Genomic DNA, 25,967 nt, shown 5'->3' with positions numbered 1-25,967 from the left:
GGCCCTGGGTCGTGACTGCGAGCGCTATGACGAGCTCGTGGCCCGCGGCTGGCTCGTGCTCCGTTTCTCGTGGGAGCAGGTGATGCTGCGGCCGGAGTGGGTCGCGCGCGTCATCGAGCGGACGGTCCGGCGACGCGTCGCCGAGGGCCGGGGCCGGTCGCAGGGCGACGAGTCGGGACGCATGACGGACCTTCGGCCCCGCGCGGTCGTGGCCTGAGCACGGGGCCAGCCGTCAGCCCGGCGAAGGTCTGTCATCGGTCCCGGATCGAAGCGTCCGTGAATGGGCGAGAGGCGCGGGCGGGCGGAGCCGGGACGCGCAGAGGCCGGCCCGCCACGAACGCGGGTCGGCCTCGATGCGTCAGCCAGCCTGTCAGATGCTGGCGGCGAACGCCTCCTCGAAGACGTCGAGACCTTCGGACAGCAGCGCATCGCTCGCGGCGAGCGGCGGCAGGAAGCGGAAGACGTTCCCGTACGTCCCGCACGTCAGCGTGACGAGGCCGGCGGCGTGGCAGGCCTTGTTGACGGCGGCGGTGAGGGCAGCGTTCGGCGTGAGGTCGCCCTCGCCGTTGACGAGCTCGACGGCGAGCATCGCGCCGCGGCCACGGATGTCGCCGATCTGCGGGTACCGCGCGGCGAGCGCCTCGAGCCGCGGCAGGAAGAGCGCCTCGACCTGCTTGGCGCGGGCGCGAAGGTCCTCGGTCCTCATCGTCTCGATGGCGCCGAGGGCCGACGCACAGGCGACCGGGTTGCCACCGTACGTGCCGCCCAGCCCGCCACCGTGCACGGCGTCCATGATCTCGGCCCGTCCGGTGACGCCGGCGAGCGGCAGACCACCCGCCATGCCCTTCGCCGTGGTGATGAGGTCGGGCACGACGTCCTCGTGCTCGCTGGCGAACCAGTCGCCGGTGCGGCAGAACCCGGTCTGCACCTCGTCGGCGATGAAGACGACCCCGTTCTCGCGGCACCACTGCGCGACCTGCCTGACGAAGCCCGGAGCCGGGACGATGAAGCCGCCCTCCCCCTGGATCGGCTCGAGGATGACCGCCGCGAGGTTGTCCTCGCCGACCTGGGCGTGGACCTGCGACACGAAGACGTCGAACGACTCCTTCGCGCAGTCGGCCGGGCCGCCCGGCCAGCGGAACGGGTAGCTCATCGGCACCCGGTACACCTCGCCGGCGAAGGGCCCGAACCGGTGCTTGTACGGCATGTTCTTCGCGGTCAGCGCCATCGTGAGGTTGGTGCGGCCGTGGTACGCGTGGTCGAACGCGACGACGGCGTTGCGGCCGGTGTAGTGGCGGGCGACCTTGACGGCATTCTCGACGGCTTCGGCTCCCGAGTTGAAGAGCGCAGAGCGCTTCTCGTGGTCACCCGGCGTCAGCTCGTTGAGGGCCTCGGCCACCTCGAGGTACTCCTCGTACGGCGTGACCATGAAGCACGTGTGGGTGAAGTCCTGCACCTGCTCGGTCACCCGCTCGACGACGCGCGGTGCGGCGTTGCCGACGGTCGTGACGGCGATGCCGGAGCCGAAGTCGATGAGCTGGTTGCCGTCGGCGTCGACGAGGATGCCCCCGCCGGCCTTCTCGACGTACACCGGCAGACCGGTGGAGACGCCGGCGGACACGGCCGCCGCCTTGCGATGCTGGAGCTCGACCGAGCGGGGGCCGGGGATCGCGGTCTTGAGGACGCGCTGCTGGGGGACGCTGCTCATGCGCGTCAGTATGCCGTCCGCAACGGCGTTCCGGAAAGCGGGAGCGGCGCCCCGGACCACTCATTCCGTGCACGGACGGCGCATCCGGTCACGGAGTCAGCGGTGTGGACCGCCGTTCGCGACCGAACGCGTCGTCCCGGCCATGGCTCCCTCAGGGGGCGACCGGGCTCCCGCCCTTGACCCGGTAGAGCAGGTGGACCGTCTCCGGAGCGCTGCTGCACTCGAGGAGCTCGAGGTCGACGTGGCCGAGGTCGAGGCCCTCGAACAACGGCGTCCCCGACCCGAAGAGCCGCGGTGCGACGTGGAGCGAGATCTCGTCGACGAGGCCGGCGGCGAGGCACTGCCGCCCCAGGTCCGCGCCGCCCATGACGGTGACGGTCCGCCCGCCCGCCGCAGCCCTCGCCTGCTCGACCGCTGACTCCACACCGTCGGTGACGAACGTGTAGACGCCGCCGGAGGGCACCGTGTCAGGGTCGGGGGCCCGGTGTGTCACGACGAACACGGGGCGACGCGCCGGCCCTGACGGCCCGTCGGCCCGCCATCCCGAGATGGCGTGGTCGTAGGTGGTGCGGCCGGCGACGACGGCGCCGAGGTCGGCGATGGCCCGGTCGAGGTACTCGTGGTCGACGGTCCAGGCGTGCAGGGCCCGCCCTCCCACGCCGAGCGGCTCCTCGGGCGTCTGCGGTGATGCCGTGACGAACCCGTCGAGGGACATGCTGATGTCGAAGACGACCCTGCTCATGGCTGCTCTCCTTGTCCGGTGCTGGGCCGGCCGGCGGCACACCCTGTCGTCGTGCCGCCGGCCGGTGCGTCACGGCTCGACGCCCTCGCCGAACCGGCCGCGGTGGTTCACGGGGATGAGCGGCGTGTCGGCGCGCGCCGCGATCTGCTGTACCGCCCACGTGTTGCCGTCCGGGTCGGCGAACCCGAAGAACGTGCCGCCGTCGCGCGGGTCGATGACCTGGATCTCCGAGCACTCGACGCCGCGCGAGACGAGCTCGGCGCGGGCCGCCTCGGCGTCGGCGACGACGAGCTGGACGCCCTTGAGGGAGCCGGGCGGCATCTCCCGCTGCGCGGGCAGGCTCCCCACGACGATCGAGCAGCCGGAGCCGGGCGGCGTCAGCTGCGCGACGTGCATGTGCTCGTTCTGCGTGTCGTGGTCGAGGTGGAACCCCACCTGGTCGCGGTAGAAGGCGGTCGCCGCGTCGAGGTCGCTGACCGGGACGATGACGACCTCGAGGGTCCAGTCCACGACGCTCAGCCCTTCGTCGCCGCGTCGGCAGGCGTGGCGACGAGCTCGTCGAGGCGCTCGTAGCCCTCGACCATGCCCTTCTCCATCCCGCTCTGGATCATCATGTCGCGGCCCTCGACCGTCGGGCCGACGCTGTGCCCCTCGAGGCGGCAGCGGCCGTCGCCGAGGTCGACGAAGCGCATGAACTCGATGGCGACCTCGTCGGGCGCGCCCTCGAACTCGAAGGTCTGGATCGCCAGCTCGTTGTCGCGCACGGTGTGGAAGGTGCCCCGGAAGCCGTAGACGTTGTCGCCGTCGCGGTGGGTGTAGCGGTACCCGCCGCCGGAGGTGAAGTCCCAGCGCTCGATGGTCATCTCGTAGCCGCGCGGGCCGAGCCACTGGCGGACCAGCTCGGGGTCGCGGTGGGCGTTGAAGACGGCCTCGACCGGGGCGTCGAACTCGCGCGTGAAGTCGATCCACGGCACGCCGGCGGGGGCGTCGATGTTCAGTGGGTTGCTCATTTCTGCTGCTCCTTCTGGGTGTGGTCGTGCGTCGTGTCGTTCGTCGTGCCGCGGCCGGCGGTGCGTTCGAGGACGGCGTCGAGAGCGCGGTACCGCTGCTCCGCGACGAGGCGGTACCGGTCGATCCAGGCCGTCATCGCCTCGAGCCGCGCTGCCTCGAGGTGGACCGGGCGGCGTTGCGCGTCGCGGGACCGGCTCACCAGTCCGGCCAGCTCGAGCACCTGGATGTGCTTGCTGACGGCCTGCTTGCTGATCTCGAACGGTTCGGCGAGCTCGTTGACGGTCGCGGCGCCGCGGCTGAGGCGGGCGATGATCGCGCGCCGGACCGGGTCGGCCAGGGCCGCGAACGCGCGGTCGAGGTCCGCCTCGGACGCGGGCGAGAGGATCATCGTCAACCAACTCCTTGATCAATCGATAGGTTGATTAAACCCTTCCACACGCTCGGCGTCAACCCCCTTCGCTGCGTTTCTCAACGCGGCCCCGGACACCGCTGGAATGCCGCACCTGCGGGAGTAGAGTCGACGTCATGCCGCATCTGCGCATCACCGAGGCCGCCGCCCTGCTCGGCGTCTCCGACGACACGGTCCGCCGGATGGTCGACGCGGGACGCCTGGGCGGCGGGACCGACGAGGCCGGGCGCCGCACCGTCGACGGCGCGCAGCTGGCCGCCGTCGCGCAGGAGCTCGCGCATCCGGCTGCGGTCGGCGCCATCGGGGGCGCGTCCGCCCGCAACCGGATGCGCGGCATCGTCACGGCCATCACCAAGGACACCGTCATGGCCAAGGTCGAGATGCAGTGCGGCCCCTTCCGCATCACCTCCCTGCTCTCGAGCGAGTCCGTCGACGACCTGGGGCTCGAGATCGGCTCCGTCGCCGTGGCGTCCGTCAAGTCGACCCACGTCGTCGTCGAGGTCCCCGCGTGACCGCCGACGACGGGTGGCCGGACCGTGCCACCCGCGGGACGGGGACCACCCCCGGACGCGCCCTGGCGTGGGCCGCGGCCGCGCTCGCCGTCCTCGGGCTCGCGGCCTGCGGTGGCGCCGTCCCCGCGCCGGGCGGTGGCAGCGGACGGCCCGGAGACTCCGCCGCGGCGGGCACGCCCCTCAGTGGCACCGTCACGGTGCTCGCGGCGGCGTCGCTCACCGAGGCCTTCGACAAGGTCGGTCAGGACTTCGAGGCGGCCCATCCGGGCGTCACCGTCGAGACCTCCTACGGCTCCAGCGCGACGCTCGTGCAGCAGGTCGACAATGGCGCACCGGCGTCGGTCGTCGCGCTCGCCGGGACCGCGGCGGCCCAGCCGCTCGACCGGGAGCTCGTCAAGGACTCGAGGACCTTCGCCACGAACGTCCTCGAGATCGCCGTGCCACCCGGCAACCCGGCCAAGGTGAGCTCGCTCGCCGACCTGGCCAGGCCCGGGGTCACGGTCGTCCTGTGCGCCGACACGGTCCCGTGCGGCAGGGCGGCCCAGGCGACCTTCGCCAAGGCCGGCGTCGTCCCGAACGTCGTGAGCAAGGAGATCGACGTCAAGGCGACGCTGGCCAAGGTCAAGCTCGGTGAGGCGGACGCGGCGGTCGTGTACCACTCCGACGTCGTCGCCGCGAAGGGTGCCGTCGCGGGAGTCGGGATCCCGGCGCGGGACAACACCCAGCTGCGCTACCCCGTGATCACGCTCGCCGACGACGCCGCGACGACGGCCTTCGTCGCCTATCTGCTCAGCGCACCGGGGCTCGCCACGCTGCGGTCGTTCGGGTTCGGTGCGCCCTGAGCGGCCGGCCCCGTCCGCCGCGTCCGCTGCGTCCGCCGCGTCGCTGGGTCCGCCTCGTTCGCCCCGTGTGCCTCGTTCGCACCGCGCAGGCCGGCGTGAGATGAGGCGGGCCGGTCGGTGGCGCTCGCGCGTGGCGCTCGGGGTGCCGGCCGCCGTGGCGCTCCTGCTGCTCGTCGTCCCGCTCGTGGCCCTGCTCCTGCGGGCCGACTGGGGCCGGCTGCCCGCGGATCTCACGGCCCCCTCCGTCCTGCCGGCGTTGCGGCTGTCGTTGGCGACGACGTCGTGCACGGCGGTGCTGTGCCTGCTTCTGGGAACTCCCCTCGCGTGGTTCCTCGCCCGCTCCGAGCACGTGGCCACGCGCTGGGTGCGGGCGGTGCTGACGGTGCCGCTCGTGCTGCCCCCGGTCGTCGGTGGCGTGGCCCTGCTCATGACGTGGGGTCGCAACGGCCTGCTCGGACAGCACCTGTCGCCGCTGGGGCTCCAGATCCCGTTCACGACGGTGGCCGTCGTGCTCGCCGAGACGTTCGTCGCCATGCCGTACTACGTGCTCGCGGTCGAGGGCGCCCTGCGCGGGCTCGACCCGCGCCTGGAGTCCCTCGCCCGGACCCTCGGTGCCAGCGACCTGCGCTACCTGCGCACCGTCGCCGTGCCCCTCGTGCTGCCGGGCATCGCGGGCGGTCTGGCGCTCGCGTGGGCCCGGGCGCTCGGCGAGTTCGGCGCCACGATCACCTTCGCCGGCAACTTCCAGGGCCGCACGCAGACCCTCCCCCTGCTCGTCTACGTCGAGCTCGAGCGTGACCCGCAGGTCGCCGTGTCGATCAGCATCATGCTGCTCGCCGTCAGCATCCTCGTCCTCGGCGTGCTCCGGGGGCGGTGGCTGCGGTGAGCGCCCCCTCCTCGCCACGGACGCGTGGCTCGCTGGATGCGCGGATCCGGTTGCGCCGCGGCGGCTTCCGCGTCGACGTCGCACTGTCCGCCGCCCCCGGCCAGGTCATCGGCCTGCTCGGGCCCAACGGGGGCGGCAAGACGACGGCCGTGCTCGCGCTGGCCGGGGTGCTGCCGGTCGAGGACGGTCACGTCCGCGTCGGGGAGGCGACCTGGGACGACGGGCGCCGACGGGTCCCCGCCGAGCAGCGCGCTGTCGGGCTCATGCTCGCCGACAGCCTCCTGTTCCCCCACCTGCGCGCACTCGACAACGTGGCGTACGGGCCCCGCAGCCGCGGCGTCGACCGGCGCACCGCGCGCGAGCGGGCACTGGCCGAGCTCGGACGCGTCGGCCTCGCCGAGCGCGCCGACGCGCGTCCCCGCGAGCTGTCCTCCGGCCAGCAGGCCCGCGTCGCCCTCGCCCGCGCGCTCGCGACCGACCCGTCGCTGCTGCTGCTCGACGAGCCGCTCGCGGCCCTCGACCCCGACACCCGGGCACGCACCCGCAGCGACCTCGCGGCGCGCCTCGCCGGCTACGACGGCGTCACCGTCCTGGTCACCCACGACCCCCTCGACGCCCTGACGCTCGCCGACCACCTCGTCTTCGTCGAGGACGGCCGCGTGTCCCAGGCCGGGACTCCCGCCGAGGTGCTGAGCGAGCCGCGCAGCCCCTACGTGGCCACCGTCGTCGGACTCAACCTCTATGCAGGACAAGGCGACTCGCACGGCCACGTGACGACGTCAACCGGCACCGTGCTCGTCACGACCGACCCCACCGAGGGGCCGGTGTGGGCGACCGTCCCGCCCCATGGCGTCGCGCTGCACCGCACGCGACCGGACGGCTCCCCCCGCAACACGTGGGGGGTGCAGGTGAGGTCGGTGACGATGCAGGGCCAGTCGGCCCGGGTCGGCCTGGAGGGCGACCTCTCGCTGACCGCCGAGGTGACCCTCGAGTCGGTCGCCGGCCTCGGCATCCGCGTCGGCGAGCGGCTGTGGGCCGCCGTCAAGGCCACCGAGGTCCGCACCTACCCCCGGTGACCCGTCGAGCGTTTCGACCGCCGCCGGCGCACGGCCCCGAACAGCCGCGTCGCGGGATCCGGGGACGGACCGCGCGCTCACCCGAGGGCACAGCCGCCCCACGCGTCCCACATTTTGGACACGATGCTCGGACGTCCTACTATTTCGCCATGCCAGCGACGAGGCTGATGCCCACCGAAGAGGCCGCCGACCTGATCGAGCTGACCCGGGAGATCTGCCGCAAGGACCTCGCCCCGCAGGTCGACGCCGCGGAGCGGGCCCGCGAGTTCCCCGAGAAGGCCTTCCACACGCTGGGGCAGGCCGGGCTGCTGTCGCTTCCCTACCCCGAGGACTTCGGCGGCGCGGACCAGCCCTACGAGGTGTACCTGCAGGTGGTCGAGGAGATCGCCTCGGTCTGGATGAGCCTCGCCGTCGGCGTCAGCGTCCACAGCCTGACCGCCTACCCGGTTGCGGCCCACGGTACCGACGAGCAGAAGGCCGCGCTGCTGACCGGGATGCTCTCCGGAGGGCAGCTCGGCGCCTACTGCCTCTCCGAGCCGCTCGCCGGCTCCGACATCGCCTCGATGACGACGCGGGCCACGCGCACCGCCGAAGGCTGGTCGCTCAAGGGCACCAAGGCCTGGATCAGCCACGCCGGGCACGCGGACTACTACACGACCTTCGCGCGCACCTCCGACGACGGTGGCCGGGGCCTGTCGACGTTCGTCGTGCCGGCCGACGCCCCCGGCCTGACCTTCGCCGAGCCCGAGCGCAAGATGGGCCTGCACTGCGACCCGGTCGCGCAGGTGACGTTCGACGCCGTCCCGGTCGCCGCCGACCGGCTCGTCGGGGGCGAGGGGGAGGGTATGCACATCGCCCTCGCGGCCCTCGACTCCGGCCGCCTCGGCATCGCCGCCGCCGCCACGGGCCTGGCCCAGGCCGCTCTCGACGCCGCCGTGCGGTACGCGTCGGAGCGTGTGCAGTTCGGACGCCGCATCGCCGACTTCCAGGGGCTGGCCTTCCTCCTCGCCGACCTCGAGGCCGCGGTCACCAGCGCCCGCGCGACGTACCTGCACGCGGCGCGCCTGCGCGATGCGGGCCGGCCGTTCACCAAGGAGGCCGCGGTGGCCAAGCTCGTCGCCACGGACGCGGCGATGAGGGTGACCACCGACGCCGTGCAGGTGCTCGGTGGCGCCGGCTACACCGAGGACTTCCCGCTCGAACGCTACATGCGCGAGGCGAAGGTGACCCAGATCTTCGAGGGCACCAACCAGATCCAGCGACTCGTCGTCTCCCGCCAGCTGCTCGCCCAGGTCCGCTGACCCGCGAGCCCGGGCGCTCTCGACCCGCCCTCGCACGACCCGCCTGACCTGCTCGCCGCTCCCAGACCCGAAAGGCCTTGCCATGCAGCTGAACTCCTCGACCGTCGCCCTCGTGACCGGTGGCGGCTCGGGCCTCGGTGGCGCGACCGTCCGCCGGCTCGTCGGCGACGGCGCGACGGTCGTCGTCGTCGACCTCGAGGGGTCGGCCGCCCCGGCGCTCGTCGACGAGCTCCGCAGCGACCGAGTCGTCTTCGCTCCCGCCGACGTGCGCGACGAGGGACAGGTGCGGGCCGCCGTCGATCGCGCCACCTCGCTCGGGGAGCTGCGCATCGCCGTCAGCTGCGCCGGCGTCGCCACCCCGGGCCGCGTCCTCGGTCGGGGCGGCCCGCTCGCCCTCGACACGTTCCGGACCGTGGTCGACATCAACCTCGTCGGGTCCTTCAACGTCCTGCGGCTCGCCGCCGCCGCGATGGCCGGCAACGAACCGCTCGACGGCGACCGCGGTGTCATCGTCAACACGGCCAGCATCGCCGCCTTCGACGGCCAGATCGGCCAGGCCGCCTACGCGGCGAGCAAGGGCGGCGTCGTGGGTCTCACGCTGTCGGCGGCACGCGACCTGGCGGACAAGGCGATCCGCGTCATGACCATCGCCCCCGGCACGTTCGAGACGCCGATGCTCGCCGGGCTGCCCGGCGAGGTCAAGGAGATCCTCGAGAAGCAGGTGCCGCACCCCTCGCGTCTCGGTGACCCGGCCGAGTACGCCTCACTGGTGCGGCACATCGTCGACAACCCGATGCTCAACGGCGAGGTCATCCGCCTCGACGGCGCGCTCCGGATGCCGCCCCGCTGAGGTCCGCCCTGCCGCGCACGACCGGCCCTTCGGCGTGCGCGCCCGCTTCCGGCGTGCAGGCCCGGCGCTTCCGCGTTCCTGCCCGGCACAATGGACGAGTGAGCGAGCCGGGTGCCGACCTCGTCCTCGCGCCGGGGCCGGGCCTGCGGCGCGGGCTCGTCATCCCGGCCGCCGAGCTCGTCGAGCGCTTCAGCAGGTCCTCCGGGCCGGGAGGCCAGGGCGTCAACACCACGGACAGCCGCGTCGAGCTGCTCTTCGAGCCGGGTACCTCGAGCGCGCTCAGCGCGACGCAGCGCGAGCGCGCCGTCGCGGCGCTCGCGGGCCGCCTCGTCGGGGGCCGTGTCTCGGTCGTCGCGTCGGAGCACCGCTCCCAGCTGCGCAACCGCGCCGCCGCTCGCGAGCGGCTCGAGGCGCTGCTGCGCGAGGCCCTCGCCCCGCCTCCGCCGACCCGACGGGCGACGAGGCCGACGCGGGGGTCGCAGCAGCGGCGGCTCGCCGGCAAGAAACGCCGGGGCGAGGTGAAGTCCGGCCGCGGCCGCATCCGCCCGGAGTGACCGACAGCGCGCCGGACCGCCGGCCCGTGGACGAGGCATCGATCAGGCGTGGGGCGGGTCGAGGACAGTGGTACCGACGACGGCGCCGACCTCGATGGGCCCGTACACGTGCGGGAAGACCTCGCCGCTCGTGGGGTCGCCCACCTCGTGCACGACGCGTGAGCCGAGACGGCTCTCGTCGATCTCGAGCAGGACGAGCGGCTCGCCGACGTCGCCGTAGAAACGCCGGCGCACGACCGGCCACTGCTGCGCCGAGGACGCGTGGATGAACCCCTCCTCGGCGAGGGACAGCCGGCGCGTCGAGCGGGTGTAGACGCCGTCTCGCAGCGCCTGCTCCCAGTGGGCCCGCTCGGCCAGGTGGTAGATGGTCACCGTCCCATGATGACGCGTCGGCGGTCGGCGGGGTGTCCGGCCGGTCTCGCGCTCGCGCACGGGACGCACGGGCCGGCTCCACCCGCTGTGGCCGGGGAGCGACACGTCACCGCGGACCGGGTGTTGTCATCGAGGCTCGGGCGTGCGAGGGTCTGGGACTGAGCGGTCCAGCCACCCGGCCGACTCGTGCCCACCTGATCGGACGAGTCATGGCGCCCTTCGCCGACCGGTCCTTCCCTCCTGCCCCCGCCGATCCGCCGATCGGGGACCACACGGCCCGCGACGACGTCACCGCTGCCCTCTTCGGCGAGCTCGCCGAGGCCGCGACCCCGGCACAGCGCGACGCCGTCGTGGAACGCATCTGCCTGCTCTACCTCGACCTGTGCACGACGCTGGCCGGCCGGTACACCGGCCGGGGGGTCGAGCACGACGACCTCGTGCAGGTGGCCAGGCTCTCGCTCGTGGCGGCCGTCGGACGCTACCGTCCCGACCGCGGCACCTCGTTCGCGGCGTATGCCGTGCCGACGATCACCGGCGAGCTCAAGCGGCACTTCCGCGACAAGGCGTGGCTCGTCCGGCCGCCACGGCGTCTCCAGGAGCTGCGCGCCGACGCCGCCGCCCACCGGGAGCGCCTCGAGCAGTGCTTCGGACGACCCGTGTCGGACACCGAGCTGGCCCGTTCGCTGTCGACGACCAGGTCGGACGTGCGCGAGGCCGTCGCGACCAGCCGGTGCTACCAGGGCGAACCGCTCGAGCATCGGATCCGCGAGGACGACGACCAGCCGCTCGAGCGCAGCATCGCCTACGACGACGCCGACCTCGTCGGCGCCGACGACCGGGTGTGGCTCGGTGCGGCCGTCCGTCACCTGCCCTCGGAGGACCGTGACCTGCTGCACCGACGGTTCGTCGACGACCTGAGCCAGCGCGAGATCGGCGAGGCGCTCGGCGTGAGCCAGATGCAGGTGTCCCGCTCGCTGCGTCGGGTGCTCCGGACGCTGCGGGAGCGCATCGCCTGACGTTGTCGTGCCATGGTTCTCGCGTGGGGAACGACTCCCGGGCGCGGACGCAGCGGCGGCTCGTCGCGCTCGTCCAGGTGCTCGGGCTCGCCGTGTGGTTCTCGGCGACGGCGGTCGCGCCGAGCCTGCGGTCGGAGTGGGGGCTGTCGACGACCGCTGCCGTCTGGCTGACGGCGTCGGTGCAGGTCGGTTTCGCCGCCGGGGCGGTCACGTCGAGCACGCTCGGGCTGGCGGACCGCGTGCAGCCGCACCACCTCATGGCGGCCTGCGCCGTCGGTGCCGCCGCGTGCACGGGCCTGCTCGCGGCCCTGGCGCACGGCCCGGCCGTCGCCGTGCCACTGCGCGCGTTGACCGGGTTCTTCCTCGCCGGCGTCTATCCGGTGGGCATGAAGCTCACCGCCTCGTGGGCTGCGCCGTCCGACCGTGGGCGCGCGTTCGGGGTCCTCATCGGCGCGCTGACGCTCGGGTCCGCGATGCCGCACCTCGTCGCGAGCCTCGGCCCCCTGCCCTGGCGCGGCGTCATGGTCGTGGCAGCGGGGATCACCGTGCTGGCCGCGACCGTCGCCTGGGCCCTCGTTCGACCCGGTCCCCTGTTGACCGCCTCCGCCCGCCCGCACGCGCGGTACGCCGTCGAGGTGTTCCGCGAGCGTCGGCCCCGCCTGGCGAACCTCGGCTACTTCGGCCACATGTGGGAGCTCTACGCCTTCTGGACGTGGCTGTCGGCGTTCCTCGTCGCCGGCCGCGCGGCCGCAGGACGCGAGGGCCCGGGTGCGGCGGTGAGCCTGCTGACCTTCGCCGTCATCGGGCTCGCCGGGGCGGCGGGGGCACTCGCGGGCGGCATCCTCGCCGACCGCCGGGGCCGCTCGTTCGCGGCGACGAGCGCGCTCGTCGTCAGCGGCACCTGCTGCCTGCTGTCGGCCTGGGCCTACTCCTGGCCGCCGGCAGCCAGCGTCCCGTTCCTCGCCGTGTGGGGCGCAGCGGTCATCGCAGACTCCGGCGTCTTCTCGACGGCGCTGAGCGAGACGGTCGACCAGCGCTTCGTGGGCACGGCGTTGACGGTGCAGACCGCCGTCGGTTTCGGCCTCACGGTCGTCCCGATCCAGCTCGTGGCGCTGCTGGCGGCCCACGCCGGCTGGCAGTTCGCGTTCCTGCTCCTCGCTCCCGGACCGCTGGCCGGTGCGCTGGCGATGTGGCGGTTCGGACGCGTCGGTGCGGGGCGCGCGGCGGTCGGCTGACGCACCACCGGACGGTCAGAGGCGCCGGGCGACGAGGAGGTTGTCGAGCAGCTCGCCCTTCTGGCCGTCGGGCCCCGTTCCCGTGCGGGTCACCCGCTCGCTGCGCTCGACCAGCCACCCGTCGCCCAGGCCGATGGCCGCCAGCGTCGCTGCGACCGTGGGGAACTCGTGTCCGTGGCCGATCGGCGCCCACGACGGGGCCGCTGCGTGGTCGACGACGAGGAGCCAACCTCCCGGAGTCACCGTGAGCGAGGCGCGGTGCAGCACGGCGTCGCGGTCCAGCTCGAGCGGCGTCTGCAGGAACGAGGCCGTGACGAGCGCGAACGGCCCATCGGGCATCGACACCGCGAGGTCGTGCCGCTCGGTGCTGACGCGGTCGCGCACGCCACGGGCTCGAGCCAACGCGTCGACGCGCCCGAGCGCCGTCGCCGAGAGGTCGACGGCCGTCACGGACCAGCCCCGCTCGGCGAGCCACACGGCGTCGCCGCCGTGCCCGGCCCCGAGGTCGAGCGCACGGGCACCCGGTCCCGGGGGCACGACCACGTGCTCCTCGACGAGCCGCACGAGCGACGCGTTGGGCCGCGTGCCCCAGTCGTCGGCGAGCCGGCCGTAGTGCTGCTCCCAGTACTCCGCGGGGTCGCGCGGTCGGTCGTCCGGGTGGCGGTGGGCGTCGTGGCGGTCGTCGTGGCGGTGGTCGTCGTGGCCCTCGCGGGCCCGGGGCTGCGCGTCGCTCGTCATCACCCGATGCTGACCCGAGCAGTCCTCGGACTGCAAGCCAGCTTGCACTAGCAGCAAATCACCGCCATCCTGCCGACATGGACGACGCGGCCTCCGGCGACGACATCGCGCAGGCCCTCGACGGCGTCGCGCCCCGCCTGCGCCGACTGCGCACCCAGCGCGGACGCACGCTCGCGGACGTGTCCGCCGAGACCGGCGTCGGCGTCAGCACGCTGTCGCGTCTTGAGTCCGGGCGGCGCCGTCCGACGCTCGACCTCCTGCTGCCGCTGGCCCGGGCCTACCGCGTCCCGCTTGACGACCTCGTCGGCGCACCGCCGTCGGGCGACCCGCGGGTGCACCCGAAGGCGGTGCGGCGCAACGGCATGGTCTTCATCCCGTTGACCCGGAACGCCGGTGGCATCCAGGCCTTCAAGCTCATCCTGCCGGGCCGGCGTCGCACCCCGCCGAAGCCGCAGCGGCACGACGGCTTCGAGTGGGTCTACGTGCTCGGTGGCAGTCTCGAGCTCCTGCTCGGTGACACCGTGACCGTGCTCGACGAGGGTGAGGCCGCCGAGTTCGAGACCCGGACGCCGCACGCGATGCGCAGCGCCACCGAGCACCCGGTCGAGCTGCTGTCGCTCTTCAGCCCCCAGGGCGAGCAGATCCATCTCCGCGACGCCTGACGTCGCTGCGTCCGGTCGGTCCGGCGCCCGGCCCCTCCGGCGCCCCGGTGGCTCGGCAGCCGCACCCGTGGCAGGGCACCCCTCGCCGTGGGGTGCCTCGCTCAGGCGGTTCGGCCCGCCCGAGCGGCACGACGGACGGCGCGGGCGAGGACCTCGTCGAGGTCCTCGGGCACCGTCAGGAGGTCGAGGAGCAGGCGGCCGTCGTGCACGTGTCCGACGACCGGCGGCTCACCGAGGCGCAGCGGCTCCGCGAGCCGGTGCGGCAACGCCACGGCGGCGCTGGGCAGCGGCACCCCGGGTGCTCCCCCACCGCCGACGCGGCCCTCCGACTCGACCGCCCGCGCCAGGTCGGGCCCGATGGCGAGGGCCAGCCGCCGCGCCCGTGCGAGGAGGACGTCCCTGCGCTGGTCGAGCGCCCGGGCCACCGGCGTGGGCGGGCCGGACAGCGTCGCCTCGAGCGCGGCCAGCGTCAGCTTGTCGACGCGCAGCGCGCGCGCCAAGGGGTGTCGCCGGAGCCGGTTCACGAGGTCGGCGTCGCCGAGCAGCAGGCCGCACTGGGGCCCGCCGAGGAGCTTGTCGCCGGAGGCGGTGACGATCGCGGCCCCGGCTCGTAGCGTCGAGTCGGCGTCGGGCTCCTCGGGCAGGCGTGGGTGCGGGGCGAGCAGGCCCGACCCGATGTCGGCGACGACGGGCGGTCCGAGCGTCGCGAGGTCGGACACGGCCACGCTGGAGGTGAAGCCCTCGACGCGGAAGTTGGACGGGTGCACCTTGAGGACGAACGCGGTCCGGTCGGTGAGCGCGTCGGCGTAGTCGGCGCGGCGGACGCGGTTCGTGGTGCCCACCTCGCGCAGCCGGGCCCCGACCGACTCGACGAGCTCGGGGATGCGGAAGCCGTCGCCGATCTCGACGAGCTCGCCGCGCGCCACGAGGACCTCACGGTCGGGCGCGAGCGCCCGCGCGACGAGGGCGAGGGCGGCGGCGCCGTTGTTGACGACGTGCACGTCGCCGGCGGCGGGCACGGCGCGGCGGAGGGCGTCGAGGGTCGCCGCGCCGCGTCGGCCACGGCGTCCGGTGCCGAGGTCGAGCTCGACGTCGGTCGCGCCGGCCGCGACGGTCACTGCCTCGACCGCCGCGTCGGACAGGGCGGCGCGGCCGAGGTTGGTGTGCACCACGACTCCCGTCGCGTTGACGACCCGCCGCATCGACGTCGGCCCGTGCGGCAGCCGGGTCAGCACCTCGCCGACGACGGACTCGGGCGCGACCTCACCGGCCCGGCACGCGGCGAGCACCTCCACGACGACCCTCTTGACGCGCTGACGGCCGAGCCGATCGGCGGCCGCAGCCACACCCGCGTCGGCGAGCACGGCGTCGGTGCGCGGTACGCGGCGTCGGGGGTCCTGCAACGCGGCCTCCCTCGGCAGGAGCGGTCGGACGGTCGGTGCCGGAAAGGGGCGGCACGGGTCGGGGGCTCGGGGGAACGTGTTGGCGGAGGCGGACGGGAATCGAACCCGCCTGACCGGGATACCCGGTCACCACGGTTTTGAAGACCGCGCCCGTCACCAGGCGGGAAACGCCTCCGCGACCGACCCTACCCCGCGGGCGGCCTCCTCGACCCGTGTCGTCCCCTTGCGCTGCGGCTTCCGCGATGTCCCTCCCGCGGTGGCACGATGGCGGCATGACGGCGCCCACGACCACTCGGACCGAACCAGGCCTGCGCCTGACCCAGTACACGTCCGGTGGCGGGTGTGCCTGCAAGGTGCCGCCGGGCGAGCTCGAACGCGTCCTGGGCGCGTTGGCGCCCGATACGGGGCCGGACCTGCTCGTCGGCGTCGAGACCGGGGACGACGCCGCCGTGGTGCGGATCGACGGTGACCGCGCCGTCGTCGCGACGACCGACTTCTTCACCCCCGTCGTCGACGACCCGTACGACTGGGGGCGCATCGCCGCGACCAACGCCCTCTCCGACGTCTGGGCCATGGGCGGTGAGCCGCTCGTCGCCCTCAACCTCCTCGCCTGGCCCCGCGACCGCATCCCCTTCGACGTCGCCGGGCAGGTGCTCCGCGGTGGTGCCGACGTGGCCCGCGCCGCCGGGTGCCACCTCGCCGGGGGTCACAGCATCGACGACCCGGAGCCGAAGTACGGCCTGGCCGTCACCGGCCTCGCGCACCCGGATCGCCTGCTGCGCAACGATGCCGGCGTCCCGGGCCTGCCGCTGACGTTGACCAAGCCAATCGGTCTCGGCCTGCTCAACAACCGCCACAAGGCCACCGGCGAGGTCTTCGCCGAGGCCGTCGCCGTGATGACGACCCCTAACGGTCCCGCCTCGCGCGCGGCGCTCGCCGCCGGGCTGCGCTGTGCGACGGACGTCACCGGATTCGGCCTGCTCGGTCACCTCTACAAGCTGTGCCGCGCGAGCGGCGTCGGGGCGGTCGTCGAGGCCGCGGCCGTGCCGTACGTCGACGGGGCCCGCGCCGCGTACGCGGCGGGCTACCTGCCCGGGGGCAGCCGGCGCAACCTCGACTGGGTGCGCCCGCAGCTCGCCTCTCGTGTGGACGAGGACGAGCTGGTGCTGCTCGCGGACGCGCAGACCTCGGGCGGGCTCCTCGTCGCCGGAGAGCTGCCCGGCCACCCCGTGGTCGGCCGTCTCGTGGCGCTCGACGACCCCGCGCTCGACGGACGCGTCGTCTCGGTCCGCTGACCTGCTCGGCACGCGTCCGGCCCCCCGCGTAGACTGCGACCCGATGGCGGTGGGGCTCGCCGACAACCGCAGCACGACGCTGCCGACAGTCCCTACCTGACGAATTCGCCTGTCCAGGTAGGAGAACCGCATGACCGCACCACTCGGCCGCGACCCGCAGGTCGACGAGACCGTCGCGCCCCGTCAGCCACGCGGCCTCGCCCCCCGTCAGCCACGCGGCCACGTGGACCCCCGGGTGGCCCCTGACGTCGGCCCTGACGTCGGCCCCGACGTCGGCGGGACCGTCCCGGAGCGGCGCCGGGACCGGGGCGCGCACCAGCTCGTGCTGCCGGTCATCGCCCTCGGCGGCGTCCTCGGTGCCTGCGCCCGCTACGGCCTCGCCCAGGCGCTCCCGACCCCGGCCGGCGGCATCCCGTGGACCACGCTGTCGGTCAACGTCTCCGGCAGCCTGCTCATCGGCGTCCTCATGGTCTTCGTCGTCGAGGTCGGCGGCGCGCACCCGCTGCTGCGCCCGTTCGCCGGCGTCGGCGTCCTCGGCGGCTTCACGACCTTCAGCACGTACACGTCCGAGACCACGGTGCTGCTCCACGGCGGGCACCCGGCCCTCGCCCTCGGCTACCTCGTCGGCACCCCGGTCGCCACCCTGGCCGGCGTCGCGGCCGGGGTCCTGCTCACCCGCGCGGCGCTCGCCGTGCGCCACCGTCTCGCCACCCGTGGAGGTTCCCGATGACGACGCTCGACGGCCCCGCCCGCCGCCTCACGGTCTACATCGGCGAGGCGGACACGTGGCACCACCGCCCGCTGCACAGCGAGATCGTGCACCGCGCCCACGCCGCCGGCCTCGCCGGCGCGAGCGTGTTCCGCGGCATCGAGGGCTTCGGCTCGTCCAACCTCGTGCACACCTCACGGCTGCTCTCCCTGTCCGAGGACCTGCCCGTGGCCGTCGTCGTCATCGACACGGCCGACCGCATCGACGCCTTCCTCCCGCAGGTGCAGGAGGTCGTCGGTGAGGGGCTGGTGACCATCGACGACGTCCACGTCGTGCACCACGTCTACCGCCCACGGCCCGCAGCCCCCGGCACCGCGGGCTCCCCCGACGCCGGCCGCACCGACGCCGGGGGCACCGAGCCGTGACGGCTCTGCTCCTCGTGTGCGCCGGCGCGGCCGTCGGGGCTCCCGCCCGCTACCTCACCGACCGCGCCGTCCAGGCCCGCCACGACAGCCTCATGCCGTGGGGGACCTTGACGGTGAACGTCGTCGGCTCCCTGGTCCTCGGGCTCGTCACCGGCCTGTCGGTGGCCCACCACCTGTCACCGGCCGTCACGCTCGGCATCGGGACCGGCTTCTGCGGGGCGCTCACCACGTACTCGACGTTCAGCTACGAGACGGTGCGGCTGCTCGAGTCGCGAGCCGTCCTCGTCGCCGCGCTCAACGTCGTCGGGTCGCTCGTGGCCGGCCTCGCGGCCGCGCTGGCCGGCTACGCCCTCGGCGCCGCGCTCTAGCCGCCGCACCGCGGAGGCCGGACGGTCACGTGAGCGGCTGGCCGCCCGTCACGCCGAGCACCTCGCCGGTGACGTAGCTCGACTCCTGCGAGGCGAGGAACACGTACGCGGGGGCCAGCTCCGCCGGCTGGCCCGCCCGACCGAGCGGTGTCTGCTCTCCGAACGACTCGACCTTGTCGCCGGGCATCGTGGCGGGGATGAGCGGCGTCCAGATCGGTCCGGGCGCCACGGCGTTGACGCGGATTCCCTTCTGCGCCAACGACTGCGCGAGTCCCTGCGTGAACGCGACGATGCCCGCCTTCGTCGTGGCGTAGTCGAGCAGCTCCGGGGAGGGCTGCCGCGACTGGATCGAGGAGGTGTTGATGATCGTCGCGCCGGGCTGCAGGTGCGGCAGCGCCTCGCGGCAGAGCCAGAACATCGCGTAGAGGTTCGTCTTCATGACGCGGTCGAGCTGCTCGGTGGTGATGGCGGCGAGGCCGCCGGGCTGGGCCATCTGGTAGGCCGCGTTGTTGACGAGGACGTCGATGCCGCCCAGCTTCTCGACGGCCTCCTCGACGACGCGTCGGCACTCCTCCTCCCGGGTGAGGTCGGTCAGGCAGACGGCGCCCTGACGGCCCGCCTCACGCACGAGCCGGACCGTCTCCTCGGCGTCGGCCTCCTCCTCGGGAAGGCACGCGACGAGCACGTCCGCGCCCTCCCGGGCGAAGGCGATGGCGACGGCCCGGCCGATGCCCGAGTCGCCGCCCGTGATGACGGCCCGCTTGCCCGCGAGCCGGCCGCTGCCGCGGTAGGACTCCTCCCCGTGGTCGGGCTCGTCGCCCATCTGGCCGGTCAGCCCGGGGTGCGGGATCGTCGCACTGTCCTCGGGCTGGTCGTACTGCCGGCTGGGGTCCTGGGGCGTGTGCTGGTCCGACATGGGTGGCCTTCCTGTCCTCTGGGTCCGCCGCGGCGGCCTGCTGCCCCACTCCTACCCCTTGCCACGGCGCGTCCACCCTCGCGTTCGGACAGGCCCTTGACCGAGCCCCGGAGCGTGCGCCACAGTCTCCCCATTCCGCTGACAAATCGATTGGGCACACATGGCAACGACGCCGAGAGCTTCGATGAAGGACGTGGCCGCCCTGGCCGGTGTCTCGGTCACGACCGTGTCCCACGTCCTCAGCGACGCCTCCGGCAAGCGGATCAGCCCCGAGACGCGAGAACGGGTCCGGTCCGCCGCCGAGCGGCTCGGCTACCGACCCAACGCCGTCGCCCGCGGGCTTCGACTGCGCCGCACCCACACGCTCGGGCTGGTCAGTGACCAGATCGCGACCAGCCCGCATGCAGGGCACCTGATCCTCGGCGCCCAGGAGGCGGCCTCGAAGCTCGGGTGGCTGCTCGTGCTCGTCAACACCTCGGACGACCGCGACCTCGAGGAGCGCGAGATCCGCTCGCTCCTCGACCGGCAGGTGGACGGGTTCCTCTACGCGACGATGTACCACCGGATCGTGGAGGTGCCGCGTGCCCTTGCCGGCAGCCCCACGGTCCTGCTCGACTCACGTCCCGTGGACGGTTCGGTGTCGTCCGTCGTCCCGGACGAGGTCGCGGGAGGTCGCGCGGCCGTCCGAGAGCTGCTGCGCCACGGCCACCGACGGGTCGGCTTCGTGACGAACGTCGACGACATCCCCGCCACCCATGGCCGGCTCGAGGGCTACCGGCAGGCCCTGGCCGAGGCCGGGATCCGCTTCGACCCCCGGCTCGTCGTGTCCGAGGTCCCCGACACGCACGGTGGCCAGCGGGCGGCCCGCCGGCTCCTCGGTGGACCCGATCGCCCGACCGCCCTGTTCTGCTTCAGCGACTCGATGGCGATGGGCGCCTACCACGCCGCGGCGGAGCTGGGGCTGCGGATCCCCCACGACGTGTCGGTCGTCGGCTTCGACAACCACGAGCTCATCGCAGACGGCCTGCGTCCCGAGCTGACCACCGTTGCTCTCCCGCACCACGCGATGGGGGTGCGGGCGGTCGAGCAGCTGCTGCACGAGATCGACCTGGCGGCGCCGGCCACCCCGAGCCACCAGTCCCTGCCGTGCCCCGTGGTACGGCGCCGCTCGGTGGGCCCACCAGGCCCCACCTAGCCGGCAGCTCCACCCGCAGGACCGTCGTCGCGCCGTCCGCTCTGGACGCCGTAGCGCACCCCCACCCGACGAGCGGCGATGCCGCGCGCCCCGACGACCCACCTGCGCCAGCCAGTCCACCTCCGTCACGACCCAAGGAAGCGATCGTGTGAACCTGCTCAACCGACACCGCAGCGGAGCCCTCCGCAGAAGGCGTACGACCACCACGGCTGCAGCCGGGGCCCTCGCCGTCCTCGCCACGCTGGCGACCGGCCCGGCTGCGTCCTCGGCCGAACCGGCCCCGTACACCGAGCAGTACCGGCCACAGTTCCACTACACGCCGGCCAAGAACTGGATGAACGACCCGAACGGGCTCGTCTACTACGCGGGCGAGTACCACCTCTTCTACCAGCACAACCCGTCCGGCAACCAGTGGGGCAACATGTCGTGGGGCCACGCCGTGAGCCCCGACCTCGTGCACTGGACCGAGCTGCCGGTCGCGATTCCCCAGGACGACCAGGAGATGGTCTTCTCCGGCAGCGCGGTGGTCGACAAGGACAACACGAGCGGGTTCGGCACCAGGGACAACCCCGCGATGGTCGCCGTGTACACCCGTCTCGACAAGGCGACCGGCATCCAGTCCCAGGCGCTGGCCTACAGCACCGACCACGGACGGACGTTCACCAAGTACGCCGACAACCCCGTTCTCGACATCGGGTCGCGTGACTTCCGAGACCCCAAGGTCTTCTGGTACGAGCCCGGTCACGAGTGGATCATGACCGTGGCCCTGAGCGCGGAGCACAAGGTGCGCTTCTACCGCTCGAGCAACCTCAAGATGTGGGAACACCTGAGCGACTTCGGACCCGCCGGTGCCACGGGCGGCGTCTGGGAGTGCCCCGACCTGTTCCCGCTCGCCGTCGACGGCGACAGGAAGAAGACCAAGTGGGTGCTGCTCGTCAACATGAACCCCGGCGGAATCGCGGGCGGGTCGGCGAACCAGTACTTCACCGGGACGTTCGACGGCACGCGCTTCGTCGCCGACGACAAGCCGTACGTCCCGCCGACCGGGCGTGACGTCGGCAGCTTCGACGACGGCACGTACGGCGGGTGGGCGTCCGACGGCGCCGCGTTCGGCACCACGCCCGCGACCGGGAACCTGCCGGGACAGGGAGGCGTCTCCGACTGGGTGGGCACCGGGCTGGCCAACAGCTTCAACGGTGGCGACGGAAGCGTCGGCACCCTGACCTCTCCCCCGTTCACCCTCGATCCCGGGTACCTCAACTTCAAGGTCGGCGGTGGGAACCACCCCTACGTGCCGGGGTCGACCGTCGACCCGGCTCCGCCGGCAGGGGACGTCTTCGCCGACTTCGAGGGCACCGACTACGGCCCCGGGTGGACGACGACCGGTGACTTCGTCGGTACCGGTCCCGTCAAGGGCACGATCGGCGACCAGCAGCAGGTCACCGGCTACCTCGGCGAGCAGCTGGTCAACACCTTCATCGACCACGACGCCTCGCAGGGAACCATCACCTCGCCGGAGTTCACGATCGCCAAGAGCCACATCAACCTGCTGGTGGGTGGCGGCAACCACCCGTCGACGACGAGTGAGCCGACCGCCGTGAACCTCCTCGTCGACGGCAAGGTCGTCAGGTCTGCCACCGGTACGAACAACGAGGCACTGAACTGGACGAGCTGGGACGTCGCCGAGTACGCCGGTCGGAGCGCGGTGATCCAGATCGTCGACAAGAACTCCGGCGGTTGGGGACACATCAACGTCGACCACATCATGTTCTCCGACGAGGCCGCGTCACCACGAGCCGTGGACACGTCCGTGCGCCTCGTCGTCGACGGCCAGGTCGTCCGGTCCGCCACCGGCTCGGACAGCGAGACGCTCGACTGGACCGGATGGGACGTCCGCAACCTGGCCGGCAAGAGCGCTCGAATCGTCTTGGCCGACAACAACACCGGCGGCTGGGGCCACGTCCTCGCCGACCAGTTCAGCCTGTCGAGCACCCCGGCGAGGTCCAGCGTCCAGCGGGCGCACTGGGTCGACTACGGCAAGGACGACTACGCCGGCGTCACCGTCAACGACGCCCCCGGTGGCCGACGCGTCATGATCGGCTGGATGAACAACTGGGAGTACTCCGGCTCCATCCCGACCTACCCGTGGCGCAGCGCCATGACGGTCCCGCGCGAGCTCGGCCTGCGCACGAGCGGGGACGGCCTGCGACTCGTGCAGCAGCCGGTCCGCGAGCTGCAGGGGCTGCGCGAGGCCGCCACGCTCAACACCGGCAACCTCGCGCTGCCGGACGGCTCCACGCGGCTACCGGCCAAGGGCACGGCGTACGAGCTGACCGCGACGTTCGCGCCGGGCACGGCGAGCACCTTCGGGCTCGCGGTGCGAACCGGGAACGGCCAGCAGACCCGCATCGGCTACGACCGGTCGGCCGGGGAGCTCTTCGTCGACCGGACCCGGTCCGGGGACGTCGGCTTCAGCTCCGACTTCCCCGGCGTGCAGCGCGCTCCGATGGCGGTCGACGCGAACGGGGAGGTGAGGGTGCGGGTCCTCGTCGACTGGTCGTCGGTCGAGGTCTTCGGTCAGGACGGCTCGGTCGCCATCACCGACCAGATCTTCCCCGACGCGGGAAGCGACGGCCTCGAGGCGTTCTCCACCGGCGGCACCGCAACGCTCAAGACGGTCAAGGTGACCCCGCTCCACTCCGCCTGGGTCGACTAGCCCACGAGGGCCGAACCCCCACCCGTGCTCGACCGTCGTTCTCCCGCGGCTGCCCCGACTAGGGGAAGGTCGCGGGAGAACGACGGTCCGACCGGCTTTCAGCGGGCCACGGAGGACCGGAGCATGGGTGTGGCCCTGACGGCGTTGACCGCCCGGTCCGCGACGACCTGGCCATCGCTGCCGGAGTCGAGGATCGTGTTCCGCGCCGACTCGGGGTCGACCATGACGGCGGTGACATCGAGGTCGTCCGCGGCCTCGGTCGTCAGCAGGGCGTCCACCTGGGCCGCGTAGCAGGAGTCGCTCGACGTCGAACGCACGTCCATCGCGACGACGTGGTTGGTGGAGACGAAGTTGCCGGCCCCCGCCACGAGCCGGATGATGACGGGGGTCGCGCCGCTGGGTCGGAGCCCTCGTGCGTCGACGACCTCGGAGAAGTGGTTGCCGACCACCGAGTTGTTGCTGCCGCTCACACGGAGCAGCCCACTGCAGTCGTCCACTCCGTTGTCGACTCCCAGGAACGGCGTCCAGGGCTCGTTGTCGCGCAGGAAGTGGTTGGTGGCCACGAGGTTCTCCGAGCTGTTCCCCGTGAGGACGACCATCCCTGGGTAGAACGAGTGCAGCCGGTTGTTCGTGACGCTGGAGCGCGTGACCCCTTCGAGTTGGACGCTGCTCGCGCCCCGGGGGAAGACGTTGTTCGCGGTGATGAGGAGCCCGCCGTGGCGCTCGGCGTAGATCGAGTGGCCCTTGAAGCCGGCTCCGACCAGGTTGTCGGTGACCTTGCACGCCTGCCCCCACCCGCGCAGCTCGATGCAGCTGCCACACTCCGCGAGGAAGTTGTCGTGCACCGACAGGGCGTCCGCGTGGTAGACGGTGAGGGCGTTCTCGAGGTAGACGAACCCCATGCCGGTCACCCGGAACGAGTCGTTGGCGTCCGCAACGTAGATGCCGGTCTTGCCGTTGGTGTAGGTGTTCTCCCGGTGCCGTCCCGACCCGTCGGGCTCGAAGTGCAGCCCGTCGAGGCAGAAGTTCGAGAACTCGACCGAGCTGAGGCGCGGGCTGCCGCTGCGTGCGACGAGGAAGGCAGCCCCGGTGGACTCCTCCGAGGCCACGCCGACGGGCAGGTCCACGAGGATGCGACTCCCTCCGGGCCACAGCTCGTGCAGGTCGGGCCACTCGTGCTCGGGGACGTTGAACCGGATGCTCGACGACGCGAAGCCGTGTCCGGAGCCCTGGATCGTGAGGAAGCTGACGTCGACGAGCACCTGCGTGCGAAGGCGGTAGTCCCCCGGCGGGAGGTAGATGACCGCGCCGGGCCTTCCTTCCTCCCCGGTACCGGTGGCGTGCTGCCGGGACTTGATGTCGGCGATGATGCTGTTGATCACCTCACCGACGTCCTCGAACGGGTCGCCGACGGGCCATGCGGTCACGTCGTAGTGGTTCTTGCTCGACACGAGTACTTCCCTTTTCCGCCGGGGTTCGACCCCCGGCTCGTGCGATGTGGCGGCGTCGGGCGTTCGTCAGCCCTTGACGGCGCCGAGGGTGAGGCCCGCGACGATGCGGCGCTGGAGGAAGAGCGTCAGGACGACGACGGGTACCGAGTAGAGACAGGCCAGGGCGGTCATCGGTCCCCACTGCAGGCCGAACTGGGTCTGGAAGTTCGCGATGACGATCGGGGTCGTCTGCCCCCGGGTCGCGGTCAGCAGGAGCGCGAAGAGGAACTCGTTCCATGAGGCGAGGAAAGCGAAGATCGCCGTCACCGCCACGCCGCCCGACACGACCGGCAGGATCACCGACCAGAGCGCGCGCATCCGACCGCAGCCGTCTACCCGGGCGGCCTCCTCGAGCTCGGCGGGCACCGACTCGAAGAAGCTGCACAGCAGCCAGATCGACAGTGGCAGCGAGATGGTCGCGTGGGCGAGGCCGAGGCCCGTCGGGGTGTCGCGAAGCCCGAGCGCGCTCGTCATCGCGACGAGCGGGATGCCGATCGCGACGGGAGGCACCATGCGGGTCACGAGGGTCGCCGACATGAACACGCGTCCGGCCCGGCTGGCGAACCGGGTGATGCCGTACGCCGCCGGCACCCCCAGGCCGATCGACAGCGCGGTGCTGATGAGTGCGGTGCTCAGGGAGTTGACGAACGAGGCGACGACGCCGGGGGCCTGAAGCGCGGCGGTGTAGTTCTCCAGGCTCCACGTCCGCGGCAGCACCGCGGGCGGGATGGCGATCGCGTCCGACGGCGTCTTGAAGGACGTGAGCACGAGGTAGACGAACGGGAAGCCGAAGAGGGCCACGACCACCACGAGGCAAACCCACAGGGCGACCACGGTCGAGCGTTTCTGGCCGACGTTCCTCATGAACGCTCACCTCCCGGGCTCCAGATGGTGCGAGCTGCGACGACGGCGACGGCAAGCAGCACGACGAGGTAGACGATGCTCATCGCCGCGGCCCTTCCGGGCTCACCGAAACGGACCATGGTCTGGTAGATGAGCAGGCTCAGGGTCTGCGACGCCGACTGCGGCCCGCCGCCGGTCTGGATGAGGATGACGTCGAAGGCACGCGCCGCGTCGACGCCCCGCACGATCAGCGCCACCGCGATGACTGGACGGAGCATCGGCAGGATGACGCGCACGAGCATGGTGGGCGCGCTCGCGCCGTCGAGCCGGGCAGCCTCGAGGACGTCTCCGGGGATGTTCTGCAGCCCGGCGAACAGCACGAGCGTCATGAACGAGGTGGTGAGCCAGATGTCCGGGATGGCGACCGAGAACAGCACGATGTCAGGGTTGCTGAGCCAGCCGACGGCATTGGGGTCCTCGAGGATGCCCACTTGGGACAGCAGCTGCCCGACGATGCCGAAGTTGTCGATGAGCAGGAACCGCCACAGCAGGCCCGCGACGACCGGCGCGATCATCAACGGGTAGAGAAAGATCGTGCGGAACACGCGGGAGCGCTGCCCCAAGGCGTTGAACAGCAGGGCCGTGGCGAGGCCGAGGGCGAACTCGCACGTCACGACGAACACGGTGTAGACC

The 25,967-nt window shown here is 72.8% G+C and carries 28 protein-coding genes, 1 tRNA gene and 1 pseudogene; 17 read left to right on the top strand and 13 right to left on the bottom strand.

The window, feature by feature from the left end:
• Positions 1-217 (top strand): annotated as a pseudogene (locus ACPYOM_RS11205) (hypothetical protein); the annotation flags it as partial.
• A gap of 153 nt (positions 218-370) precedes the next feature.
• On the opposite strand, the gene gabT reads toward ACPYOM_RS11205, so the two are convergent.
• The 5 genes from gabT to ACPYOM_RS11180 form a co-directional block, all read right to left on the bottom strand.
• On the bottom strand, positions 371-1,708 hold the full coding sequence (gabT, locus tag ACPYOM_RS11200; RefSeq protein ID WP_481345992.1) for a 4-aminobutyrate--2-oxoglutarate transaminase: 1,338 nt from the start codon (positions 1,706-1,708) through the stop codon (positions 371-373).
• A gap of 151 nt (positions 1,709-1,859) precedes the next feature.
• Entirely contained in the window at positions 1,860-2,450 is a 591-nt protein-coding gene (locus tag ACPYOM_RS11195) for a dihydrofolate reductase family protein (RefSeq protein ID WP_481345991.1), read from the bottom strand.
• Between the two features lie 69 nt (positions 2,451-2,519).
• Positions 2,520-2,960 carry a VOC family protein gene (locus tag ACPYOM_RS11190; RefSeq protein WP_481345990.1) on the bottom strand — a complete coding sequence of 147 codons (441 nt, stop codon included), beginning with the start codon at positions 2,958-2,960 and terminating at the stop codon, positions 2,520-2,522.
• A gap of 5 nt (positions 2,961-2,965) precedes the next feature.
• Complete coding sequence (locus tag ACPYOM_RS11185) at positions 2,966-3,460, bottom strand: SRPBCC family protein (protein WP_481340465.1); 495 nt, start codon at positions 3,458-3,460, stop codon at positions 2,966-2,968.
• Positions 3,457-3,849 carry an ArsR/SmtB family transcription factor gene (locus tag ACPYOM_RS11180; RefSeq protein WP_481345989.1) on the bottom strand — a complete coding sequence of 131 codons (393 nt, stop codon included), beginning with the start codon at positions 3,847-3,849 and terminating at the stop codon, positions 3,457-3,459. The genes ACPYOM_RS11185 and ACPYOM_RS11180 overlap by 4 nt, the downstream gene beginning before the upstream one ends.
• Before the next feature lie 137 nt (positions 3,850-3,986).
• On the opposite strand from ACPYOM_RS11180, the gene ACPYOM_RS11175 reads away from it, so the two are divergent.
• The 7 genes from ACPYOM_RS11175 to arfB all read left to right on the top strand — a co-directional run bounded on the left by ACPYOM_RS11175 (position 3,987) and on the right by arfB (position 9,891).
• A complete protein-coding gene (locus ACPYOM_RS11175) occupies positions 3,987-4,382 on the top strand; it encodes a TOBE domain-containing protein (protein ID WP_481340461.1) in 396 nt (131 codons plus the stop codon).
• The gene (gene modA, locus ACPYOM_RS11170; RefSeq protein WP_481345988.1) at positions 4,379-5,224 is read left to right on the top strand and encodes a molybdate ABC transporter substrate-binding protein; all 846 of its coding nucleotides are present in this window, start codon (positions 4,379-4,381) and stop codon (positions 5,222-5,224) included. The genes ACPYOM_RS11175 and modA overlap by 4 nt, the downstream gene beginning before the upstream one ends.
• Positions 5,225-5,324: 100 nt before the next feature.
• On the top strand, positions 5,325-6,110 hold the full coding sequence (locus ACPYOM_RS11165; protein WP_481345987.1) for an ABC transporter permease: 786 nt from the start codon (positions 5,325-5,327) through the stop codon (positions 6,108-6,110).
• Positions 6,107-7,186: an ABC transporter ATP-binding protein gene (locus tag ACPYOM_RS11160; protein WP_481345986.1), complete on the top strand. Its 1,080-nt coding sequence runs from the start codon at positions 6,107-6,109 to the stop codon at positions 7,184-7,186. The genes ACPYOM_RS11165 and ACPYOM_RS11160 overlap by 4 nt, the downstream gene beginning before the upstream one ends.
• 149 nt (positions 7,187-7,335) lie before the next feature.
• On the top strand, positions 7,336-8,487 hold the full coding sequence (locus ACPYOM_RS11155) for an acyl-CoA dehydrogenase family protein (RefSeq protein ID WP_481345985.1): 1,152 nt from the start codon (positions 7,336-7,338) through the stop codon (positions 8,485-8,487).
• Positions 8,488-8,569: 82 nt separating this feature from the next.
• Positions 8,570-9,337, top strand: coding sequence for an SDR family NAD(P)-dependent oxidoreductase (locus ACPYOM_RS11150; protein ID WP_481340451.1), 768 nt, complete (start codon positions 8,570-8,572; stop codon positions 9,335-9,337).
• Positions 9,338-9,435: 98 nt separating this feature from the next.
• Positions 9,436-9,891 (top strand): alternative ribosome rescue aminoacyl-tRNA hydrolase ArfB, encoded by a 456-nt coding sequence (gene arfB, locus ACPYOM_RS11145; RefSeq protein ID WP_481340449.1) that lies wholly within the window; start codon positions 9,436-9,438, stop codon positions 9,889-9,891.
• Between the two features lie 42 nt (positions 9,892-9,933).
• On the opposite strand, the gene ACPYOM_RS11140 is transcribed toward arfB, so the two are convergent.
• Positions 9,934-10,263, bottom strand: coding sequence for a DUF952 domain-containing protein (locus ACPYOM_RS11140; RefSeq protein WP_481345984.1), 330 nt, complete (start codon positions 10,261-10,263; stop codon positions 9,934-9,936).
• A gap of 209 nt (positions 10,264-10,472) precedes the next feature.
• Between ACPYOM_RS11140 and ACPYOM_RS11135 the strand changes: the two genes are divergently transcribed.
• Both ACPYOM_RS11135 and ACPYOM_RS11130 read left to right on the top strand, forming a co-directional pair.
• Positions 10,473-11,279, top strand: coding sequence for a sigma-70 family RNA polymerase sigma factor (locus tag ACPYOM_RS11135; RefSeq protein ID WP_481345983.1), 807 nt, complete (start codon positions 10,473-10,475; stop codon positions 11,277-11,279).
• Positions 11,280-11,302: 23 nt separating this feature from the next.
• Positions 11,303-12,514 carry an MFS transporter gene (locus ACPYOM_RS11130; protein ID WP_481345982.1) on the top strand — a complete coding sequence of 404 codons (1,212 nt, stop codon included), beginning with the start codon at positions 11,303-11,305 and terminating at the stop codon, positions 12,512-12,514.
• A gap of 15 nt (positions 12,515-12,529) precedes the next feature.
• Here ACPYOM_RS11130 and ACPYOM_RS11125 read toward each other — a convergent pair whose 3' ends face one another.
• The gene (locus tag ACPYOM_RS11125) at positions 12,530-13,252 is read right to left on the bottom strand and encodes a class I SAM-dependent methyltransferase (protein ID WP_481345981.1); all 723 of its coding nucleotides are present in this window, start codon (positions 13,250-13,252) and stop codon (positions 12,530-12,532) included.
• 77 nt (positions 13,253-13,329) lie between these two features.
• On the opposite strand from ACPYOM_RS11125, the gene ACPYOM_RS11120 reads away from it, so the two are divergent.
• Positions 13,330-13,914, top strand: a complete 585-nt coding sequence (locus tag ACPYOM_RS11120) for a helix-turn-helix domain-containing protein (RefSeq protein ID WP_481340439.1) — start codon at positions 13,330-13,332, stop codon at positions 13,912-13,914.
• Between the two features lie 101 nt (positions 13,915-14,015).
• On the opposite strand, the gene selA is transcribed toward ACPYOM_RS11120, so the two are convergent.
• A complete protein-coding gene (selA, locus tag ACPYOM_RS11115) occupies positions 14,016-15,317 on the bottom strand; it encodes an L-seryl-tRNA(Sec) selenium transferase (protein ID WP_481345980.1) in 1,302 nt (433 codons plus the stop codon).
• An 80-nt stretch (positions 15,318-15,397) separates the two neighbouring features.
• Positions 15,398-15,492 (bottom strand) — tRNA-Sec (locus tag ACPYOM_RS11110).
• Positions 15,493-15,589: 97 nt separating this feature from the next.
• Between ACPYOM_RS11110 and selD the strand changes: the two genes are divergently transcribed.
• From selD to crcB, 4 genes are all read left to right on the top strand, one after another.
• Complete coding sequence (gene selD, locus ACPYOM_RS11105) at positions 15,590-16,612, top strand: selenide, water dikinase SelD (protein ID WP_481345979.1); 1,023 nt, start codon at positions 15,590-15,592, stop codon at positions 16,610-16,612.
• Between the two features lie 130 nt (positions 16,613-16,742).
• Complete coding sequence (locus ACPYOM_RS11100; RefSeq protein WP_481345978.1) at positions 16,743-17,342, top strand: fluoride efflux transporter FluC; 600 nt, start codon at positions 16,743-16,745, stop codon at positions 17,340-17,342.
• Entirely contained in the window at positions 17,339-17,746 is a 408-nt protein-coding gene (locus ACPYOM_RS11095) for a DUF190 domain-containing protein (RefSeq protein WP_481345977.1), read from the top strand. The genes ACPYOM_RS11100 and ACPYOM_RS11095 overlap by 4 nt, the downstream gene beginning before the upstream one ends.
• The gene (gene crcB / locus ACPYOM_RS11090; RefSeq protein ID WP_481340429.1) at positions 17,743-18,114 is read left to right on the top strand and encodes a fluoride efflux transporter CrcB; all 372 of its coding nucleotides are present in this window, start codon (positions 17,743-17,745) and stop codon (positions 18,112-18,114) included. Before ACPYOM_RS11095 ends, crcB begins: the two co-directional genes overlap by 4 nt.
• A 25-nt stretch (positions 18,115-18,139) precedes the next feature.
• On the opposite strand, the gene ACPYOM_RS11085 is transcribed toward crcB, so the two are convergent.
• Positions 18,140-19,030, bottom strand: coding sequence for an SDR family oxidoreductase (locus tag ACPYOM_RS11085; RefSeq protein WP_481340427.1), 891 nt, complete (start codon positions 19,028-19,030; stop codon positions 18,140-18,142).
• A gap of 184 nt (positions 19,031-19,214) precedes the next feature.
• Between ACPYOM_RS11085 and ACPYOM_RS11080 the strand changes: the two genes are divergently transcribed.
• Both ACPYOM_RS11080 and ACPYOM_RS11075 read left to right on the top strand, forming a co-directional pair.
• Positions 19,215-20,225 (top strand): LacI family DNA-binding transcriptional regulator, encoded by a 1,011-nt coding sequence (locus tag ACPYOM_RS11080; RefSeq protein ID WP_481345976.1) that lies wholly within the window; start codon positions 19,215-19,217, stop codon positions 20,223-20,225.
• A gap of 148 nt (positions 20,226-20,373) precedes the next feature.
• Positions 20,374-22,941 (top strand): GH32 C-terminal domain-containing protein, encoded by a 2,568-nt coding sequence (locus ACPYOM_RS11075; protein ID WP_481345975.1) that lies wholly within the window; start codon positions 20,374-20,376, stop codon positions 22,939-22,941.
• 98 nt (positions 22,942-23,039) lie between these two features.
• Here the strand turns inward: ACPYOM_RS11075 and ACPYOM_RS11070 are convergent, their stop codons facing one another.
• The 3 genes from ACPYOM_RS11070 to ACPYOM_RS11060 form a co-directional block, all read right to left on the bottom strand.
• Positions 23,040-24,392: a right-handed parallel beta-helix repeat-containing protein gene (locus tag ACPYOM_RS11070; RefSeq protein WP_481345974.1), complete on the bottom strand. Its 1,353-nt coding sequence runs from the start codon at positions 24,390-24,392 to the stop codon at positions 23,040-23,042.
• Between the two features lie 66 nt (positions 24,393-24,458).
• Positions 24,459-25,295: a carbohydrate ABC transporter permease gene (locus ACPYOM_RS11065; RefSeq protein ID WP_481345973.1), complete on the bottom strand. Its 837-nt coding sequence runs from the start codon at positions 25,293-25,295 to the stop codon at positions 24,459-24,461.
• On the bottom strand, positions 25,292-25,967 hold a 676-nt coding region (locus ACPYOM_RS11060; RefSeq protein WP_481345972.1), incomplete at its 5' end, for a carbohydrate ABC transporter permease. The genes ACPYOM_RS11060 and ACPYOM_RS11065, both read right to left, overlap by 4 nt.

Source organism: Monashia sp. HAY1-2A (assembly GCF_056755315.1).
Note: the sequence above shows the minus strand (reverse complement) of the source record. Positions and strands in the feature narration are given on the sequence as shown.